The sequence below is a fragment of the Streptomyces gobitricini genome (genome assembly GCF_039532985.1).
Taxonomy (GTDB): Bacteria; Actinomycetota; Actinomycetes; order Streptomycetales; family Streptomycetaceae; genus Streptomyces; species Streptomyces gobitricini.
The window spans coordinates 15,683-33,714 of sequence record NZ_BAAASR010000026.1 but is presented as its reverse complement, the minus strand read 5'-3'; the positions used below and the strand labels follow the sequence as shown (position 1 = coordinate 33,714).

The following is an 18,032-nucleotide window of genomic DNA, read 5'->3' as shown; positions in this document are numbered from 1 at the left end:
GAGATGTCAGTCTTCCCCTTCGCCCGGGGGCCGGCCCAGCAGTTCACGCAACAGCCGCTCGTCGTCGGGGGCGAGGCCGGTGACGAAGCTGGCCAGCACCGCCTCCCGGTCGTTCTCCGCGTCGAGCACCTTGCGCATCTTCCGGGCGGCCAGACCCGCCTGGTCCGAGGCGGGCGTCCAGGCGAAGGACCGGCCCGCCCGCTCGCGGGTGACCGCCCCCTTGGCCAGCAGGCGGGTCAGGATCGTGATCACCGTCGTATAAGCGAGGTCCCCGCCCAACCGCTCCTGCACCCATCCGGCGCTCGCCGGGCCATCCGCCTCCCGCAGCGCCGACAGGACCAGCGCCTCCAGCTCGCCCTGCCCCCGCCGCCGGGGACGCTGCCGGTGATCCGTCACACCCTGTCTCCCTTCCACTGCCGCCCGTTTCCCGGGCGAACATCGTATAGACGCCCGGCGGCACTCCACGTCACCCGAGAAGTCTTCATCGCCCCGCCCACCATCACAGCGTCCCCTTGCGCGGAGAGAGACCAGACCGCCCGGACGCGAACCGGGCGACTGCACCGGTACGACGGTCATCGGCGCCGCCGGCGCCCTCGCGGGCGGCCGGCTGTCGCCGGAGTCCCCCGGCCGACCGGTACAGCGGGAATCCTTCGACGCCGCGACCTGGGGCTCGGCGCACCGGTACAGGTGCCTCTGCCCGCGCCTGGCCACAAGGAGGGGCAGGGTCAGTAGGGTCCGGCTTCCTGATCGGATTCCGCGGGCTTCGGGGGGTGCGCGCGCAGTGAGCCGGGGTGGGCTTTGGCGGTCGGGTCGCGCCTGGTCTTGATCAGGCTTGCCACGGTGACGACGGCGAGCACGAGGCCGATCACGGCGAGACTGATCGGGGTGGGAATCTCGGGGACTCCCTCGTGCACGTCGACATGGGCCCAGTGCAGGATGAGCTTGACGCCGATGAACGCGAGGATCAGCGCGAGCCCGGCGGACAGATACACCAGCCGGTCCAGCAGTCCCTTGACGAGGAAGAACAGGGCGCGCAGGCCGAGCAGGGCGAAGGCGTTGGCGGTGAAGACGATGTAGGGCTCCCGGGTGACGCCGAACACCGCGGGGATGGAGTCGAGCGCGAAGAGCAGGTCGATGCTGCCGATGGCGAGCAGGACGATGAACAGCGGGGTGACCATCCGGCGCCCGTCGACGCGGGTGGTGAGTCTGCCGCCGACGTAGTGGGCGGTGACCGGCAGGAGCCGGCGGGCGGCCTTGACCATGACGTTGTCCTCGATGGCGGGGTCCTGGTCACGGTGCCGGAACAACTGCACGGCCGTGTAGATCAGCAGCAGACCGAACAGCAGGAACACGAACGAGAACAGCGCCAGCAGGGTGGCGCCGAGCACGATGAAGATCGCACGCATGACCAGGGCGAGCACGATGCCGAAGGTGAGCACCTTGTGCTGGTGTTCCGCCGGCACGGCGAAGGTGGTCATGATGATGACGAAGACGAACAGATTGTCGACCGAGAGACTCTTCTCGACGATGTAGCCGGCGAAGTACTCGGTGCCGAACTCTCCGCCGTGTCGCACGGCGAACCAGACGCCGAAGCCGATGGCGACGAGGACGTAGAACACCGACCACGCCGTGGCCTCGCCGTAGCCGACCCGGTGCGGGCGCGCGGCGGCCAGGATCAGATCGACGGCGAGCAGGACGAGGATCAGGCCGATGGTGACGGCCCAGGTCAGTGCGCTGATGTCCAGCACCGGTCCTCCATTGGGCTTCCGGGTCGGTCTCAGTTCCGGGGTCGGTCCCGGTCTCCGGGTCGGTCTCAGTTTCCGGGCCGGTCCCGGTTTCGGGGCCGGTCCCGGTTTCGGGGCCAGTCCCTGTCTCCGGGCCGGCCCTGGTCTCCGGGGCGGCCCTGGTCTCCGGGCCGGCCCTGGTCTCCGGGGCGGCCTCCGTTCCGGGGTCGGTCCCCGTCTCCGGTCCGGTCCCCGTCTCCGGTCCGGTCCCCGTCTCCGGTCCGGTCCCCGTTCGGTCGGGGCGACAGGGTGGCGGCGCCGGTTCCGGCCGGGGCGGTGAACAGCAGCACCGCTCCGGTCAGGGCGGCGATGACGGAGGCGGTGAGGATGCCCACCTTGGCCTGGCCGATCAGGCCGGCGTCGGTGAAGGCGAGGTCGGTGATGAACAGCGAGACGGTGAACCCGATACCCCCCAGCGCGGCAGCACCGAGGACCTCGCGGTGGTGCATGCCCGCGGGCAGGGCTCCCCAGTCCAGCCGGCGCACCAGGTAGGTCACCCCGCCGATGCCGACGATCTTGCCGAGGACGAGACCGGCGATGATCGCCCAGGTCACCGTCCGGCCGAAGGCGTCGCCGAGCGCGCCACCGCGCAGGTCGATCCCAGCGTTGGCCAGGGCGAAAAGCGGCACCACCAGGAACGCGCTGACCGGATGCAGAGAGCGCTCCAGGTCGTCCAGGACGCCCCGTCCGGCCACGGGCCGGGCCGGGGTGAGCAGACCGAGCGCGACCCCGGCGAGCGTGGCGTGCACCCCGGATTCCAGGGTGGCGAACCAGACCAGCACCCCGACGGGAACGTACGTCCAGGGCCGGCTCACTCCCAGCCCGCGCATACCGGCGGCGACCAGCAGTCCGGCCACCGCGCCGGCCAGCCACCAGAGGTTGAGGCGCTCGGTGTAGAAGATCGCGATGACGCCGATGGCGAGGATGTCGTCGACGATGGCGACGCTGAGCAGAAACAGCTTCGCCCCGCTGGAAGCGCGGCGACCCAGCAAAGCCAGGACCCCGACGGCGAAGGCGATGTCGGTGGCCATGGGGATACCCCAGCCGCGCCCCGCCTCCCCACCGCCGGCCACGGCCACGTACATCAGCGCCGGGATCACGGCGCCGCCGAGGGCGGCCAGCGCGGGCAGCGTCGCGGCGCGGCGGTCGCGCAACTCCCCCACGACCAGCTCACGCTTGATCTCCAAGCCGATGACGAAGAAGAACAGGACCATCAGCCCGTCGTTCACCCAGTGCCGCAAGTCGTGGGTCACCCGCGCGCCCCCGCCGCCGAGGCTGACCTCCTGCTGCCAGAACCGCGCGTACCCGTCTGCCGCCGGGCTGTTCGCCCACACCAGCGCGCTCACCGCGGCAACGACCAGGACGATCCCGCCCGCGCTCTCCGCGTGCAGGAACGCCCGTAGTGGGGAGGCGACCGCAGCCGCCACGCGTCTGATCGGACCAGTCACGCCTTCTGTCGCCCTCCTGTCCACCACCGTCATCCCGCTCGCGATGGCGATGTCCACGGCTCGCCTCGACTTTCACAGAGATCGCCCCTGGCCGCACCCGCACCCCGCCGGACGGCGGGGTCCTGGCCCCGGGCACCCAGAGCGAGCTGCGGGAAGGCGGCGCGCGTCCGCCGCCCGCGTTGACGGCCCCGGCGAGCGGAGCGAGGAAAGGGCATCAAACGGCAATAAGGGGTAATACAAAATAAACCGGCTAAATCTGGACGGAAGTGTCGCGGAAGGCGGTCACGATGGCTCTGTTGCTGTTCCTCATCCTGGTGGCAGTGGTCCTGGGCCTCATCGGTGCCGTGGTCGAGGGCCTGCTGTACCTGCTGGTGATCGGCGCGGTCGTCTTCGTCTGCGCGCTCGCCTATGCCGCGTTGCGGTTCCGCCGGGGAGGCCGCCGGTACCGCTGAGTGCCCGGCCACCGCGCCCGGGTCACCAGTCGAAAACGTTCTCCGCGATCCGGGCCAGTGGTGGACGCCCACCTGATCCAGGGGCCGGGGTATGACGAAGGAGGCCATGGCCGTGGTGGGGTACGGGCCGTCGGCAGGACGGCGGTGCGGGCGTGCCAGGTGCCCGGGGCATGGCCCGCTATGCCGCCCAGCTCGACCGTGCCGTCCGCCGCGAAGACCAGGCGCACCGACTTCGCGCCATACGCGAGCACGGCGTCACGGTGCGGCTCACTCTCCGGTGTCGAGAATCCTGTTGAGGTCGGCGTAGGGCAGCGCGTCCGCCCCGAACGCGAAGGTGCCCTGGTCACGGATCTCCTCGGCGGCGCGGACGAGGGCGCCGAACGCGGCGCGGGACATCGCCGATCCCACGCTGACGCGGCGTACGCCCAGCTCGCCGAGCTCCGCGACGGACAGCCGCAGGGCGCCGCCCATGAGGACGTTGACCGGGCGGCCGACCGACGAGCACACGGCACGCACGGCGCTCGCGTCGGGCAGCGCGGGCGCGTACAGGACGTCGGCGCCCGCCTCCTCGTAGGCCCGTAGGCGGCGGATCGTGTCGGGCAGGTCGGGCCGGCCCAGGAAGAAGTTCTCGGCGCGCGCGGTCACCATGAAGGGGAAGTCCAGCTCGCGCGCGGCGGCGACGGCGGCCGCCACCCGCTCGACGGCCTCCTCCAGCGTGCGGATCGGATCGTCCGCCCGGCCCGTGGAGTCCTCGACCGATCCGCCGACCAGCCCCGCGCGGGCGGCGAGCCGCACGGTCTCGGCCACGTCGTCGGGCGTCTCACCGAAGCCGCTCTCCAGGTCGGCGGAGACCGGCAGATGCGTCGCGCCGACGATCGCCGCCGCGTTGCCCAGGATCTCCTCACGGCCGGCGCGGCCGTCCGGCCTGCCCAGGCTGTACGCGAACCCGGCGCCGGTGGTGGCGAGCGCGGAGAAGCCGAGCCCCGTGAGCACACGGGCGGTGCCCGCGTCCCAGGGGTTGGCGACGACGAACGGCCGGTCGGCGGCGTGCAGTGCGCGGAACTCCTCTGCCTTGCGGCGCTGGTCGGCGGTGGCGTTGCTCATGGTGGTTCCCCTCGTGGTCGTGTGACGGTGGCATGACCCGGCTCAGATAAGTTCAACGTGGCCGGCCGTGTCGAGGCCGTCGCCACACGCCACACACGGACGAGCGATCCGAGAAGACCGGTCACGGCGCCGGGGTCTCCCTCGAAGGAGAAGTGGCCGCCGTCCACCCAGTGTTGGGCGGGCTCGCCGACGCACTCCCGCGCCCAGGGCTCTACGGCCGCCTTCTTGACCTGCGGGTCGTCGACGCCGTTGACCAGGGTGACGGGCACGGTGAGGGGAGTGTCCTCGCGGTACTCGTAGCGAGCGACCATGCGGAAGTCGGCTCGTAGGGGTGGGCCGCAGCAGCTCGGCCAGGGCCTCGTCGGCGGCCACCTCGGGTGGCAGACCGCCGAAGAAGCCGACGGCGTGAATGCTTCACAGCATGAAGAAGGGGGCAATGGCCGATGATCCCGCTCAAGAGGAAACTCCCGCCGTTCCGGGATTCGCTACGTCCACGGGCTCTCGGCCATCTCCGAGGCCATCGACGAGATGCTCGACGGAGCCCAGCGGGAGATTCTCACCGCACAGCCCGACTGCCCCCGCCCCGGTGCCGTACGGAAAGACGCGCTCGAAGCCGTACGCCGCCATATCGCGGCCGGGGTCGCGATGCGGGCGCTGTATCAGCGCACCACTCGGTTCGATGAGGCGACGAATACGTCGGGCCTGGGACCGTGCGCGCCCGTTCCCCTTCGTGCTCGTCCACGCGGCCAAGGCGGCCGACCAGGTCGTGCCCGCCCTGCGCGAGTCGATCGGCCGACTCCTCGTCGAGGGCTAACTCCGACAAGCGGATCGCACGCCGCATGGGTATCAGCGAGCGGTCACTGCAGGCCCACATCGCCGCCATGAAGCAGGAACTCGGCGCCCACAACCGCCTCCAGCTCGGCTACCTGCTCGGCCGGAACAAGACCACGTACATCGTCTGAGCGAGCCCGGTGCCCGCGACGCGCAGGGGCCGGCCGTGGCGGGACGGCCGGCCCTCGTCGCCGCGGGGATGTGTCCGGCGCTCAGTCCGACGCCGTGCCCGAGGGTGTCCGTTCCTTGCCGGGCCGCTGAGCAGCCCCGGTGGTTCCTTCCGGTCCTTCCGGTGCGGCCTCGCGCCGCCCCGGCAGCCGGGAAACGGCCACGCCCACCAGGCAGATGACACCGCCGAGCAACGTCATCCGGCCCGGCACCTCGGCCAGCCACACCCAGGAGATCAGCACCACGACGGCCGGCACCGCGTACGTCGTCGCACCGAGCTTCCCCGCACTGGTCCGCGCGAGCGCGTACGCCCAGGTGCTGAACGCCAGCGCCGTCGGAAAGACGCCCAGGTAGATCAGGTTCAGCGTCGCCGACCACGGGGCCTTCGGCAGCTCCTCCAGCATCAGACCGCTGAACGGCAGACACGCGACGGTGCCCACGAAGCAGCCGAAGGTCGTCACCTGCAACGGACTCGCGTACCGCAGCGCCGGCTTCTGCGCCACGACCCCGCCCGCGTACGTGACCGCGGCGAGCAGGCACAGCAGCACGCCCGTGACGGACGAGGCCCCGTGACCCGACATGGACCAGCCCACCACGGCCGCGCCGAGGAACGACACGCCCATGCCCGCGATCAGCAGCGGGGGGAAGCCCTCCTTCAGCAGCCAGCCGCCGAGCAGCGCGATCACGACGGGACCGATGTTGACCACCATCGCGGCCGTCCCCGCGTCCACCTGCTGCTCACCCCAGTTCAGGGCGACCATGTAGACGCCGAACCACAACACGCCGGAGGCGAGGATGCCGGGCCACGCCCTGCGGTCCGGCAGGGTGCCGCCCTTGAGCAGGAAGACGAAGCCGAGAACGATCGAAGCGGTCAGCAGCCGCCCCAGCGCCAGCACCCCCGGATGGAAGTGTTCCGCCGAAGCACGAATGGAGACGAACGCCGACGCCCACAACACCACGGTCACGGAGGCCGCCAGGAGGGCGCGACGATCGGTTCGGGGACCGTTGGTCGTAAGATCCATAACAAGCACAGTAGCGAGCGGCCGTGACCATAACATGACAAGCAGAGCACCAGAAGCGACTTCCGGCCGCTCTCCTGATGTACGTCCGCCGGAGCGGGGACGGAGCCTGGGAACGCTCCGGTTCCCGGCTCGCGCGCACGGCTGTGGCGGTATGAGCAGGGCGAGGAGCGGCGACGCGCCGCACCCGGCCGCCGAGCGGCGCCGCAGGGGCGGCGCGCCACGGGAAAGGGCCCGGAGCAGCTGAACACCCCCTGCCGCCCTCCCGTACTCCCCCGCGAGGCGTTGACATCGGGTCGACCGCCACGGAAGGGGTGCCGGAATGACCGGATCGCAGGGGACCAGCAGGGCGGTGGCGCGCCGGGCCGTCGTCGCGGCGGCGAGCGGGGCGGGTCTGGCCACCGTCCTCACCGCCTGCGGAGGATCGGGCTCACCGGCGTCCTCCGTCGGTGACGCGCCGGCGGGCGGGAGCCCCACGGGCCCGGCCGCCGGGGGCAGTGACGGGTCCGGAGCCGGTGGCGGGGGCAAGGTGCTGGCGAGGACGACGGACATCCCGGAGGGCGGGGGCAAGGTCATCGGCGATGTCGTCGTGACGCAGCCGAGGGCGGGCGAGTTCAAGGCGTTCTCGTCGAAGTGCACGCACGCGGGCTGCGCGGTCAAGGACGTGGCCGACGGGATCATCACCTGCCCCTGTCACGGCAGCAAGTTCGACGCGGGGGACGGCAGCGTCAAGGCGGGCCCGGCCACCACCCCGCTCCCGGCCGCCGCTGTCACGGTCGAGGGTGATGCGATCAAACTGGCGTGACACCGGCACCGGCACCGGCACCGACGGACGTGCGACGCGGTCGGCCTCACCGGCCCGGCCCGGCACGTCGTCGGTGACGGGGGCGCGGGTGACGGGAGACGGTGACGGTGCCGGTGATCGTGGCGACCGGTACGAGCGCGGTGGCGGGCCAGCGGCCGACCGCGCCCCCGCCCTTCCCGGCCCCCGGAGCCTTCCCGGACACGGCCGCCCCGCCGCGCTCCCTTTCGGCACCCGTCAGCTGCCGACCGTCCGGCCCACCTCGCGCAGCGCCTCCACGGCGGCCCGGATCGAGGGCCTGCGATCCGCGTCCGTGCGCCAGACCGCGTAGATGTGCCGCCGCATCTGATGGCGTACGGGCACGAGGGCGACGCCCTCCGGCACGGTTCCCCGCCCCAGCCGGGGCGTGACGCACACGCCGAGGCCCGCCTGGATGAGCGCCAGCTGCGTGTGGTGCTCCCCCGCCAGGTGCGCGATGCGCGGCTCGACGCCCTTCGAGCGCAGCGTGAACATCAGCCACTCGTAGCAGAACTCGCCTTCCGGCCAGGACACCCACTCCTCGTCCGCGAGCTCCTCGAGGTCCAGCTCGGCCCGTCCGGCGAGGGGGTGGTCCGCCGGCATGGCCACGTCGGCGGCGTCGTCCAGCAGCTCCGCCCCGGCCAGCCCGGCGGGCACGGGGAGCCGCTTGTTGCTCCAGTCGAGCACGACCGCCAGGTCCATGTCGCCGCGCAGCACCTGGCGTACACCGTGCTCGGGCTCCAGCTCACTGGTCCGTACGACCAGGTCGGGGTGGTCCCTGCGCAGTGCGGTGATGGCCGCCGGGAACAGTCCGCGCGCCGCCGTCGGGAACCCGGCCAGCCGCACCTCGCCCACCACCTGGCCGCGCTGTGCCTCGATGTCCGCCTGTGCCAGCTCGACCTGGGAGAGGATCCGCGCCGCGTGATCGGCCAGCAGCACACCCGCGTCGGTCAGCCGCACACCGCGTCCGTTCTTGGCGACGAGCTGCTGTCCGACCTCCCGCTCCAGCTTGGCGAGTTGCTGCGAGACCGCCGAGGTCGTCACGTGCAGCGCGTCCGCCGCACCGCTCACCGAGCCGTGGCGGGCGAGGGCGTCGAGGGTCCGCAGACGCTCCAAGTTCAACATGTAAGCAATGCTAAGTGAATGCCGCCATGAAATCTCGCTTGTTCTACGACGTTCCGGGAGCCATGGTGTTCGTCATGAGCACCGCCACCGCGCCCTCCGACCAGTCGCCCCCCACTCCGCCGGCCTCTCACGCCTCCCCCGGCTCTCCCATCGCCGACGCCCCAACGCCCGCGCGCCGCCGCGCGGTCGACTGGCGCGTCCGCTTCGCCCTGCTCTCCCTCGTCTGGGGCTTCAGCTTCCTGCTCATCAAGGTGGGCACCACGGCCTACGCCCCCTTCCAAGTGACCTTCGGCCGCCTGCTGTTCGGTACGGCGGTGCTCGCCGTCGCCATGACGGTGAAGCGCGTGAAGCCGCCGCGCGGCGCCCGCACATGGGGACACCTCGCGGTGGCGGCGTTCTTCCTCAACGCCCTGCCGTTCTCCCTCTTCGCGTACGCCGAGCTCACGATCCCCTCGACGCTGGCCGGCATCTGCAACGCCACGTCCCCGTTGTGGGGCATGGCCCTGTCCCTGGTCGCGCTGTCGGAGGACCGCCCGACGCGCCGCCGGGTGGCGGGGCTCGGCATCGGTTTCATCGGCGTCCTCACCGTGCTCGGGGCGTGGCAGGGCTTCTCCGGGCTGGACGTCACGGGCACCGCGATGGCGCTGCTGGCCTCGCTCAGTTACCCCATCGGCTGGATCTACGTGCGGCGTACGCTCGCGGGCCGCGACGAGTCGCACCTGTCGCTCACCGGGGCGCAGCTCTTCCTGGCCATGCTGCAACTCGCCGTGGTCACACCGCTGTTCACCACCTGGCCGGCCGCCTTCCCGGTCGTGCCGCTGCTCGCGGTGGTCGCGCTCGGGGCACTGGGCACCGGCCTGGCGGTCCTGATCCAGTACGGGATCGTCGCCGAGGTGGGTCCGACGACCGGCCAGATGGTCACCTACTTCATCCCGGTCATCGCCACCGCCGCCGGCGTCACGCTCCTGGACGAGGCGCTGACCTGGAACACCCCGGCCGGGGCGCTGATCGTGCTGGCCGGGGCGGCCCTCACGCAGAGCCGCCCCAGGGCCGGAGCGGCTCGTCAGCCGTAGCTGCGCGGCTCCACCGGGGCGGCGGCCGCCGCCACCGCGTCGGCGAGCGACTCCAGGTCGGCCGGCGGCAGTCCCGAGACGGTGATCCGCACGCCCGGTCCGGCAGCCATCCGGAACCGGGCGCCGGGCGCCACCGCCCACCCGGCGTGCAGCAGGCGGGCCACCGTCCCGGTCTCGTCGGCCACCGGCACCCACACGTTCACGCCGCTGCGCCCGTGCGCCTCGACGCCCCGCCGCACCAGGGCCGCCAGCAGCGTGTCGCGCCGCTCCGCGTACGCCGCCGCCACCGCGCGCGCGTCCACCGCGCCGGTCCGCCACAGGTGGGCGACGGCACGTTGCAGCAGGCGGCTCACCCAACCGGGCCCGAGGTTCTGCCGGCCCAGCACCCGGTCGATGGTGACCGCGTCGCCGGTGAGCGCGGCGACCCGGAGGTCGGGTCCGTACGCCTTGCCCACCGACCGCACCAGCGCCCAGTGGTCCGTCACTCCCGCGAGCGGGTGCAGCGGCACGTCCACGAACCCGTGCCCGTGGTCGTCCTCGATCAGCAGGACGTCCGGATGCGCGGCCAGCACCCGCCGCAGCTCCACCGCCCGCGCCGCGCCCACCGCCGCACCGGTCGGGTTCTGCGCCCGGCCGGTCACGATCAGGGCCCGCGCCCCGGCATCGCGGACCGCCCGCTCCACCGCGCCGGGCAGCGGGCCGTCGTCGTCGAGTGCGACCGGCACGGGCTTCAGCCCGAGCGCCGGTACGAGGTCGAGGTAGGCGTCCCAGCCGGGGTCCTCCACCGCTACGGCGTCGCCGGGGCGCAGATGGGCGGCGAGCACGCGCTCGACGGCGTCCAGTGAGCCGGACGTGACGGCGATCGGCCCGTCCGGCACCCCGTCCGCGTCCAGCGCCGCCCGCGCGAGCCGCGCGAAGTCCGGGTCCACCGGCGCCTGCCCGTACAGCCCGGGCCCCTCGGCCTCGCGCCGCGCGGCGGCCGCCAGCGCCTCGCCGAGCGGCGGCAGCAGGGCCGGGTCGGGGTTGCCCTGCCCCACGTCCCGTACGCCCGCCGGCGCGTCGATCCGGAGGGACCCGCGCGCGGTGGTGGCCGGGCGCGGACGCACCCGGCTGCCCCTGCGCCCGGCTGTCTCGATCACCCCGCGCTCGCGGAGGGTGCGGTAGGCGGCCGCGACCGTGTTGGGGTTGACCCCCAGGCGGGTCGCCAACTCCCTCATGGGCGGCAGCAGTTGGCCGGGCACCAGCTCTCCCGACCCCACGCCCCGCTCGACGCTCGCGGCGATTTCCGATGCGCGACGCCCCACGATCCGATACTCTCCTAGCACAAACTAGATTATGCACTAGTGCAATGGAGAACGCAATGTCGGTGACCGAGACCGCCTACCAGCCCACCGAACGCACCGTGCCGACCCGTTCCCGGGACCGCGCCGCCTACGACCGGGAACTGGTGCACGCGATACTCGACGGGGCCTACGTCTGCCACCTCGGTTTCGTCCGCGACGGCGCGCCGGTCGTCCTGCCCACGCTGTACGGCCGGGTGGGCGAGCGCCTCTACGTCCACGGGTCCACCGGCTCCCGCCCGCTGCGCATGGCGGGGCAGGCGGACCCGGGCCTGCCCGTCTGCCTGACCGTCACCCACGTCGACGGCCTGGTGCTGGCCCGTTCCGCCTTCCACCACTCCATCAACTACCGCTCGGTCGTCGTCCACGGCGTCGCCCACCAGGTGACCGACCCCGCCGAGAAGCGCACGGCGCTCGACGCCCTCGTCGACCATGTCGTGCCCGGCCGCTCCGCCGACTCGCGCCCTGCCAACGCCAAGGAGCTGGCCGCGACGGCCGTCCTCCGCCTGGACCTCGACGAGGTGTCCGCCAAGCTCCGCACCGGCGGCCCCAACGACGATCCGGAGGACCTCGGGCTCCCTCACTGGACGGGCGTCGTGCCGGTCCGGCCGACCTACGGCACGCCCGTCCCCGCCTCGGACCTGGAGCCGTCGATCCCCGTACCCGGCTACCTCACCGCACTCTGACGAACGGCGCGGCAACACGGCGACCGGCCGAGCGAGAGCCCCCGGGAGCACCCCGGCCCCTCCGGGAGCACCCCGGAACACCCGGGAACGCCTCGGGACGACCCTCCGGGAACACCCGGGAACCCGGAGCACCTTGGAGCACCCCGCGACACCCGGGAGCACCCGGGGCTCCCGGCACCGGCCGAGGGCCCGTCGCCGGCACCGGCACCGGCGACGGGCGCGCCCGGCCGCTCAGGCCGGCGCCTCCGCCCGGCCCCTGCCCACCGCGCCCCGCGCCTCCGAGGCCGCCAGCCCGGTGACGGCGGCGAGCAGGAGCAGCGTCCCGCACACCGTCGCACCGGTCAGCCGCTCGCCGAGCACCGTGACCGCGATGACGGCCGCGCTCACCGGCTCCAGAAGCATGATCACGGAGACGGTCGCGGCGCGCACCACGGCAGCACCGGCGAAGTACAGCGCGTAGGCGAGCGCGGTCGGCACGGCCGCCACGTACACCAGCAGCCCCACCACCTTGGCCAGTTCGGCGGTGTGCGGGACCAGCCCCTCGAAGGCCGCCATCGGCAGCAACCCGACCGCGCCGACGGCGAAGGCCCAGGTGCTCGTGGCCAGCGCGTCACCGCCACCGCCGTCCCGTCCGAGCCACCGCGTCAGCAGCGTGATCCCGGCGTAACCGGCGGCCGACAGCACCGCCAGGGCCACTCCGGCGGGCCGGACGGAGACAGCGCCGCCGCCGAGCACCAGCACGACGAGCCCGGCCAGCGCACCCGCGACCGCGACCGCCCCGCCGCGTCCGAGCCGCTCGCCCATGGTCAGCCGCGCGCCGAGCGCGATGAGCACCGGCCCGGCGCCCAGGGTGACGACCGTCCCGACCGCGAGGCCGGTCGCGTCGACGGCGGCGAAGTAGGCGCTCTGGAAGAGGGCGAGCCCGACCCCGGTACCGAGGACGCGCAGCGCCCTCCGCCGGCCGGACTCGACCGCCCGCGCGGCGCGGCGACGGCGTACCGCCAGCGCGCCGAGCAGCAGCACCAGGCCGCCGACGCAGCGCCAGAAGGACAGCGCGAGTGGGCCGAGGTCGCTGACCAGGAACACCAGTGAGGCCGCCGCCCCGGCGGTCCCCCAGGCGATCCCGGCGACGATCAGGTAGAAAAGGCTCCGCCCCACGGGCACAGCGGAAACGTTCGACACGTGACTTCTCCGTACGACAACAGACGGACGATGGGCCGCTCGACTGCGCACGCGGGCAGCCACGAGCCGCTCGGGGACTGCCCGAGCCGGTCCGCGTCAGAAGTTGTGCCGCCGCCCGCGTTACGCGGCAGGCGGCGGAAGTACGGTCGAATGCATGGCCGAGACCTTACGTGGCGGTACGCCCGGCCGACAACTCGTCCTCGGCCGGCGCGGGGTCCGACCCGGCCACCGGCCCCGACGGAGCCCTGGGCGTGGACGACTGGGCGATGAAGGCGCCCACCAGCACCACCGCACCACCCAGGATCTGCGGCCCGGAGAGGTGCTCCGCGAGCAGCACCCAGGCCAGTACGGTCGCGATGACCGCTTCCAGGCAGGCGACCACGCCGGCCACCTGCGGGGAGAGCCTGCGGACGGCGACGATGCCGGTGACGTACGCGAGGACGGTGGCGATCAGCACGATCCACCCGAGCAGCAGCCACGCCGGAGCCGTGGTGCCCCCCATGTCGGCGGTGCCGGCGAGGACCTGCCAGTCCATGCCCCAGGGGCGCGCCACGACGGTGAGGACGACGGAGCCGACGAGCAGCCCGTAGGCGATCACGCCGAAGGGGTCGACCGGTTCCGCCTCGTCGCTGCCCTGGTCGGAGAGGACGAAGTAGCCGACCTGGCAGCACGCGGCGCCCAGCGCGAGCGCCAGCCCGAGGAGATCGAAGCTCAGCCCGGACCACACCTCCACCACGCAGGCCAGTCCACCGACGGCGAGGACCACCCCGACCCCGGCGGCGCGCGTCACCGGCCGGCGCTGCACGAAGCGCACCCACCCGAGCACCAGCGCGGGGGCGAGGTACTCGATGAGGAGTGCGACCCCGACGGGAATGCGGGAGATGGCCGCGAAGTAGCAGGCCTGGACACCGGCGACGGCGAGCAGTCCGAAGCCGGCGAGCAGTGCGGGCTTGCGGCGCAGCAGCGCGCGGTGGCGCCAGGCGACGGGCAGCATGAGGAGCGCGGCGCCGGTCACCCGCAGCCACACCACGTGCAGCGGGTCGAGCCCCGCCTCGATCAGCGGCTTGGCCGCTACACCTGATCCACCGAATGCGAAGGCCGAGGCCAGGGCGAGTCCCAGGCCGGCGCTTCTCCCCTGAGACGCGTGCATCGGCACATCATGACAGTGGCCCGTCAGGAGCGTAAACCCCGTGACACCTGTTGAGACGGCTCGCCGGTCCGGGCGCCCGACGACGGTGCTCCGGTCCCCGCCCGGGCCGGTGCTCCGGCGGCCGGCAGTTCGCCAAAACCCAGGGATCCACGCGTCCACGCGTCCACGCGTCCACGGAATCCTCGGTGCGACAGGTCATCGGTCCAGCCGGGCGGAATTGGCCTTGGTGCCCGGGACACGCCCGCCCCTACGGTCGGGGCATGCGGATTCGAATCGTCGACGCCTTCACCGACCGTCCCTTCTCCGGCAATCCGGCAGGTGTCGTACTGCTGGACGCCTTCCCGGACGACCAGTGGCTCCAGAAGGTCGCCGCGGAGGTCAACCTCTCCGAGACGGCCTTCGCCCACCCCCTGCCCCCGGGCGGCGAGGCCGACTGGGCGCTGCGCTGGCTCACGCCGGTCGCCGAGGTCGACATGTGCGGCCACGCCACACTCGCCACCGCACACGTCCTGCACACCACCGCACGCGCGACCGGCACCGTCCGCTTCACGGCGCGGTGCGGCATCCTCTCCGCCACCGCGGCCGAGGACGGCTCCATCACGCTGGACTTCCCGACCTCGACGCTGGATCCCGTCCCGGCCCCCGACGGCCTCGCCGAGGCACTCGGCTCCGCCGTCCTCGGCGTTCACGACACGGCGCCGCACATCGGCGACCTTCTGGTCGAGCTGCCGGACGAACGGTCCGTACGGTGCCTCGCGCCGGACCTCGCCGCCCTGGCGTCCATGTCGGAGCGCGGCGTCATCGCCACCGCCGCCGCCGAGAACCCGGAGCGCGGGTACGACTTCGTCTCGCGCTGCTTCTTCCCGGCCCTCGGCATCGACGAGGACCCGGTGACGGGCAGCGCGCACACCGCGCTCGCGCCCTTCTGGTCGGCCCGCCTCGGCCGCGACCGGCTGACCGGTCTCCAGGGCGGCGCCCGCACCGGGCTGGTGCGGACGGCTCTGTCCGGCGGGCGGACGCTGCTGACCGGCAACGCGGTGACGGTCATCGAGGGCGACCTGCTGGCGTGACGACGACGGCGAAGGGGGCGTACGGAACTCCCCGTACGCCCCCTTCGCCGTCCTCACCGCCTCACCGCCCGACCGCCTCACCGCCCGACCGCCTCACGCCGTGGGCAGCCACCCCACCCGGCCCGCGAGCAGCGCGTAACCGACGAACGCCACGATGTCGAGCAGCGCGTGCGCCACCACCAGCGGGCCCACCCGCCCCCACCGCCGGTATAGCAGCACGAAGACCGCGCCCATCACCATGTTCCCGATGAACCCGCCCACGCCCTGGTACAGGTGGTACGACCCCCGCAGCACCGAACTCGTCACCAGCGCCGCCATGGGGCTCCATCCCAACTGGTCCAGTCTGCGCAACAGGTACCCGACGACGATGACCTCCTCCAGCACGGAGTTCTGCACCGCCGACAGGATCAGCACCGGGTACTTCCACCACACGTCGGGCAGCGCCTCCGGCACCACCGTCAGGTTCGCCCCGCCGGCCCGCGCGGCCAGGTAGAAGGCGAGCCCCGCGCTGCCGATGCCGGCCGCGACCAGTGCCCCGCGCCCCAGGTCCGGCCACGGGCGGCCGCGGTCGAACCCGATCGTCCGCAGCCCCGCGCCCTCGCGCGTCAGCAGGTGCGCCACCAGCAGGACCGGCACCAGCGCGGAGGCGATCCCGAAGAGCTGCCAGGCCAGGTCGAGCCAGGGGCGCCCGGGCGCGTAAGAGCCGTTGAGCGTCGCCGCCTGTTCCTTGAGCCCGCCCGGTCTCGTCAGCGAACCGACGAAGCTGATCAGCGCCGAGACCCCGCTCGCCCCCAGGGAGAGCGCCAGGACGAGCAGCGTCTCGGACCGCAGGGTCCGCGTCCCCACGCCCTCCGCGGGAAGAGATCCGGCCACGTACGCGCACACCTGCCTCGGTCGACCGCCATGGGTGTCACAGCTTGCCCGACGATCGCACCGGGAACCCAGCCGGGGCGGACGGCTCCCGCCCCGGCGCTCCCCGCCCAGGCTCCCCGCCCAGGCGCTCCCCTCAGGCCTCCAGCTGCGCCTCGGGCCGTCCCGGGAACCCGACCGGCCAGGTGTGCACCGGGTTGCCCTGGCGCATCAGTCGGCAGTACTGGCGGGTGGTCGCGGCCAGCGCGGCCTCCCTCCCCAGTCCCGCCTCCAGCGCCCGGTGAAAGGTGTCCACCTGCCAGGACGCTCCGTTCACCCGCCGCTTGCACCGCTCCTCGATGATGCCGAGGTACCGCTTGCGGTCGGTGCGCTCCACGCCCCAGGCGTCGAGGCCCGCGGCGGCGAGCGGCAGCAGTTCGTCCCGGACCAGTTTCACCGCCGGCACCGTGGTGACCCCGCCGCCCCTCCCTGGGCGCGGCCAGCGCAGCTCCGCGTCGATGCCGTGCCGGCAGGCCGCGTCGAAGTTCGCGGCGGCGTCCTCGAACGACAGCCGCCTCCACACCGGCCGGGTCTCCTCGGCGAGCGCGCGGACCAGACCGTAGTAGAAGGCGGCGTTGGCCAGGACGTCGTCGACCGTGGGTCCGGCCGGGAGCACCCGGTTCTCGACGCGCAGGTGCGGGACGCCGTCCACCACTCCGTACACCGGCCGGTTCCAGCGGTAGACGGTGCCGTTGTGCAGGGCCAGCTCCCCGAGGCTCGGGATCCCGCCCTCGTCGAGGACGCGCAGCGGCTCCTCGTCGTCGCAGATCGGCAGCAGGGCGGGGAAGTACCGGACGTTCTCCTCGAAGAGTTCGTACGCCGAGGAGACCCAGCGCTCCCCGAACCAGGTACGCGGCCGCACCCCCTGCGCCTGCAGTTCGGGCGGGCGGGTGTCCGTGGCCTGGGTGAACAGCGGTGGACGCGACTCGCGCCACAGCTCGCGGCCGAAGAGGAAGGGCGCGTTGGCACCCACCGCGATCTGTACGGCCGCGACGGCCTGCGCGGCGTTCCAGACGTCGGCGAACCGCTCGGGCGTCACCTGGAGGTGGAGCTGTACGGAGGTGCACGCCGCTTCGGGGACGATGGAGCTCGCCGTGCAGCTCAGCCGCTCCACCCCCTCGATGTCGAGGGTGAAGTCCTCGCCCCGCGCGGCCACGATCTCGTCGTTCAGCAGTCGGTAGCGGTCGACGTCGGAGAGGTTCGTGGAGACCAGGTCCTCCTGCGAGAGGGTCGGAAGAATTCCGATCATCACAATGCCGGCGTCGACCTCCTGCGCCTTGCGGTGCGCGTACGCCAATCCGGTGCGCAGCTCCTCGGCGAGCTGGTCGAAGACCCGCCCGCCGAGCCGGTGCGGGGCAATGTTCACTTCCAGATTGAACATTCCGAGTTCCGTCTGGAAATCCCGGCTCGCGATGCGCTCCAGCACCTCGGCATTCATCATCCGGGGCATGCCGTCGGCGCCGGCCAGATTCAGCTCGATCTCCAGACCCACGAGATTCCGCGGCCGATCGAACCTCTTGTCGGCAAGGAGTCGCTCCAGTCCCGTCAGGCACTCCTGGAGTTTCCTGCGGTACCTCTGCCGATCGGACAGGTCGAAGCCGCCTGCCGCGATCTTCTCCCCCATCGAAGGGTCCCTCCTCGAGTGGGCGGCGCGCGGCATCGTCCGCCCGCGTCACGGACGATAATGCCCAGCCGGGCTGATCTGTAACGCCCGCGCGGACAAGGGCTTGGGCGGTAGGCTGGATACATTGTTTGTCCGGCACATACCGGAGGCATGAGGCAGCGCGCAGTTACCGGCGGCCGACACCGGCCGCGACCGCCCGGAGCGCCGCACCCCGCCGGTGGAAACGGTGGCGCCATTCGGCCTACCG

At 72.8% G+C, this 18,032-nt stretch carries 19 protein-coding genes; 7 read left to right on the top strand and 12 right to left on the bottom strand.

Going from position 1 to position 18,032, the window contains the following annotated elements:
* Nucleotides 1-6 precede the first annotated feature (6 nt).
* The 3 genes from ABD347_RS22790 to nhaA all read right to left on the bottom strand — a co-directional run bounded on the left by ABD347_RS22790 (nt 7) and on the right by nhaA (nt 3,211).
* A complete protein-coding gene (locus ABD347_RS22790) occupies nt 7-396 on the bottom strand; it encodes a BlaI/MecI/CopY family transcriptional regulator (RefSeq protein WP_344364343.1) in 390 nt (129 codons plus the stop codon).
* A gap of 329 nt (nt 397-725) precedes the next feature.
* On the bottom strand, nt 726-1,748 hold the full coding sequence (locus tag ABD347_RS22785) for a TerC family protein (RefSeq protein ID WP_344364340.1): 1,023 nt from the start codon (nt 1,746-1,748) through the stop codon (nt 726-728).
* A 65-nt stretch (nt 1,749-1,813) separates the two neighbouring features.
* Nucleotides 1,814-3,211 carry a Na+/H+ antiporter NhaA gene (gene nhaA / locus ABD347_RS22780; protein WP_344364337.1) on the bottom strand — a complete coding sequence of 466 codons (1,398 nt, stop codon included), beginning with the start codon at nt 3,209-3,211 and terminating at the stop codon, nt 1,814-1,816.
* A gap of 308 nt (nt 3,212-3,519) precedes the next feature.
* Here nhaA and ABD347_RS22775 point away from each other — a divergent pair, with 308 nt between their 5' ends.
* The gene (locus tag ABD347_RS22775; protein WP_344364334.1) at nt 3,520-3,684 is read left to right on the top strand and encodes a hypothetical protein; all 165 of its coding nucleotides are present in this window, start codon (nt 3,520-3,522) and stop codon (nt 3,682-3,684) included.
* 267 nt (nt 3,685-3,951) lie between these two features.
* On the opposite strand, the gene ABD347_RS22770 is transcribed toward ABD347_RS22775, so the two are convergent.
* Nucleotides 3,952-4,788 (bottom strand): isocitrate lyase/PEP mutase family protein, encoded by an 837-nt coding sequence (locus ABD347_RS22770; RefSeq protein ID WP_344364331.1) that lies wholly within the window; start codon nt 4,786-4,788, stop codon nt 3,952-3,954.
* On the bottom strand, nt 4,785-5,099 hold the full coding sequence (locus tag ABD347_RS22765; protein ID WP_344364328.1) for a hypothetical protein: 315 nt from the start codon (nt 5,097-5,099) through the stop codon (nt 4,785-4,787). Before ABD347_RS22765 ends, ABD347_RS22770 begins: the two co-directional genes overlap by 4 nt.
* Nucleotides 5,100-5,467: 368 nt before the next feature.
* Here ABD347_RS22765 and ABD347_RS22760 point away from each other — a divergent pair, with 368 nt between their 5' ends.
* Together ABD347_RS22760 and ABD347_RS22755 are read left to right on the top strand one after the other, a co-directional pair.
* The gene (locus tag ABD347_RS22760) at nt 5,468-5,602 is read left to right on the top strand and encodes a hypothetical protein (protein WP_344364521.1); all 135 of its coding nucleotides are present in this window, start codon (nt 5,468-5,470) and stop codon (nt 5,600-5,602) included.
* 13 nt (nt 5,603-5,615) lie between these two features.
* Entirely contained in the window at nt 5,616-5,750 is a 135-nt protein-coding gene (locus ABD347_RS22755; RefSeq protein WP_344364513.1) for a LuxR C-terminal-related transcriptional regulator, read from the top strand.
* 81 nt (nt 5,751-5,831) lie between these two features.
* Here the strand turns inward: ABD347_RS22755 and ABD347_RS22750 are convergent, their stop codons facing one another.
* Entirely contained in the window at nt 5,832-6,809 is a 978-nt protein-coding gene (locus tag ABD347_RS22750) for a DMT family transporter (RefSeq protein WP_344364325.1), read from the bottom strand.
* A gap of 319 nt (nt 6,810-7,128) precedes the next feature.
* Between ABD347_RS22750 and ABD347_RS22745 the strand changes: the two genes are divergently transcribed.
* Nucleotides 7,129-7,611, top strand: coding sequence for a Rieske (2Fe-2S) protein (locus tag ABD347_RS22745; protein ID WP_344364322.1), 483 nt, complete (start codon nt 7,129-7,131; stop codon nt 7,609-7,611).
* Nucleotides 7,612-7,845: 234 nt separating this feature from the next.
* Here ABD347_RS22745 and ABD347_RS22740 read toward each other — a convergent pair whose 3' ends face one another.
* Nucleotides 7,846-8,751: a LysR family transcriptional regulator gene (locus ABD347_RS22740; protein WP_344364319.1), complete on the bottom strand. Its 906-nt coding sequence runs from the start codon at nt 8,749-8,751 to the stop codon at nt 7,846-7,848.
* A gap of 26 nt (nt 8,752-8,777) precedes the next feature.
* Between ABD347_RS22740 and ABD347_RS22735 the strand changes: the two genes are divergently transcribed.
* Nucleotides 8,778-9,824, top strand: coding sequence for a DMT family transporter (locus tag ABD347_RS22735; protein ID WP_425575741.1), 1,047 nt, complete (start codon nt 8,778-8,780; stop codon nt 9,822-9,824).
* Here ABD347_RS22735 and ABD347_RS22730 read toward each other — a convergent pair.
* Nucleotides 9,815-11,149: an aminotransferase class I/II-fold pyridoxal phosphate-dependent enzyme gene (locus ABD347_RS22730; RefSeq protein WP_344364318.1), complete on the bottom strand. Its 1,335-nt coding sequence runs from the start codon at nt 11,147-11,149 to the stop codon at nt 9,815-9,817. The two genes, ABD347_RS22735 and ABD347_RS22730, sit on opposite strands and share 10 nt — an antisense overlap.
* A gap of 23 nt (nt 11,150-11,172) precedes the next feature.
* Between ABD347_RS22730 and ABD347_RS22725 the strand changes: the two genes are divergently transcribed.
* Complete coding sequence (locus ABD347_RS22725) at nt 11,173-11,850, top strand: pyridoxamine 5'-phosphate oxidase family protein (protein ID WP_344364317.1); 678 nt, start codon at nt 11,173-11,175, stop codon at nt 11,848-11,850.
* Between the two features lie 231 nt (nt 11,851-12,081).
* Here the strand turns inward: ABD347_RS22725 and ABD347_RS22720 are convergent, their stop codons facing one another.
* Nucleotides 12,082-13,032 (bottom strand): DMT family transporter, encoded by a 951-nt coding sequence (locus tag ABD347_RS22720; protein WP_344364315.1) that lies wholly within the window; start codon nt 13,030-13,032, stop codon nt 12,082-12,084.
* Nucleotides 13,033-13,198: 166 nt separating this feature from the next.
* Nucleotides 13,199-14,182, bottom strand: a complete 984-nt coding sequence (locus ABD347_RS22715; protein WP_344364312.1) for an EamA family transporter — start codon at nt 14,180-14,182, stop codon at nt 13,199-13,201.
* A 260-nt stretch (nt 14,183-14,442) separates the two neighbouring features.
* Between ABD347_RS22715 and ABD347_RS22710 the strand changes: the two genes are divergently transcribed.
* The gene (locus ABD347_RS22710; protein ID WP_344364311.1) at nt 14,443-15,252 is read left to right on the top strand and encodes a PhzF family phenazine biosynthesis protein; all 810 of its coding nucleotides are present in this window, start codon (nt 14,443-14,445) and stop codon (nt 15,250-15,252) included.
* Nucleotides 15,253-15,345: 93 nt separating this feature from the next.
* On the opposite strand, the gene ABD347_RS22705 is transcribed toward ABD347_RS22710, so the two are convergent.
* Complete coding sequence (locus tag ABD347_RS22705) at nt 15,346-16,125, bottom strand: CPBP family intramembrane glutamic endopeptidase (protein ID WP_344364310.1); 780 nt, start codon at nt 16,123-16,125, stop codon at nt 15,346-15,348.
* A 133-nt stretch (nt 16,126-16,258) separates the two neighbouring features.
* Nucleotides 16,259-17,785, bottom strand: a complete 1,527-nt coding sequence (locus ABD347_RS22700; RefSeq protein ID WP_344364307.1) for a glutamate-cysteine ligase family protein — start codon at nt 17,783-17,785, stop codon at nt 16,259-16,261.
* Nucleotides 17,786-18,032 lie beyond the last annotated feature (247 nt).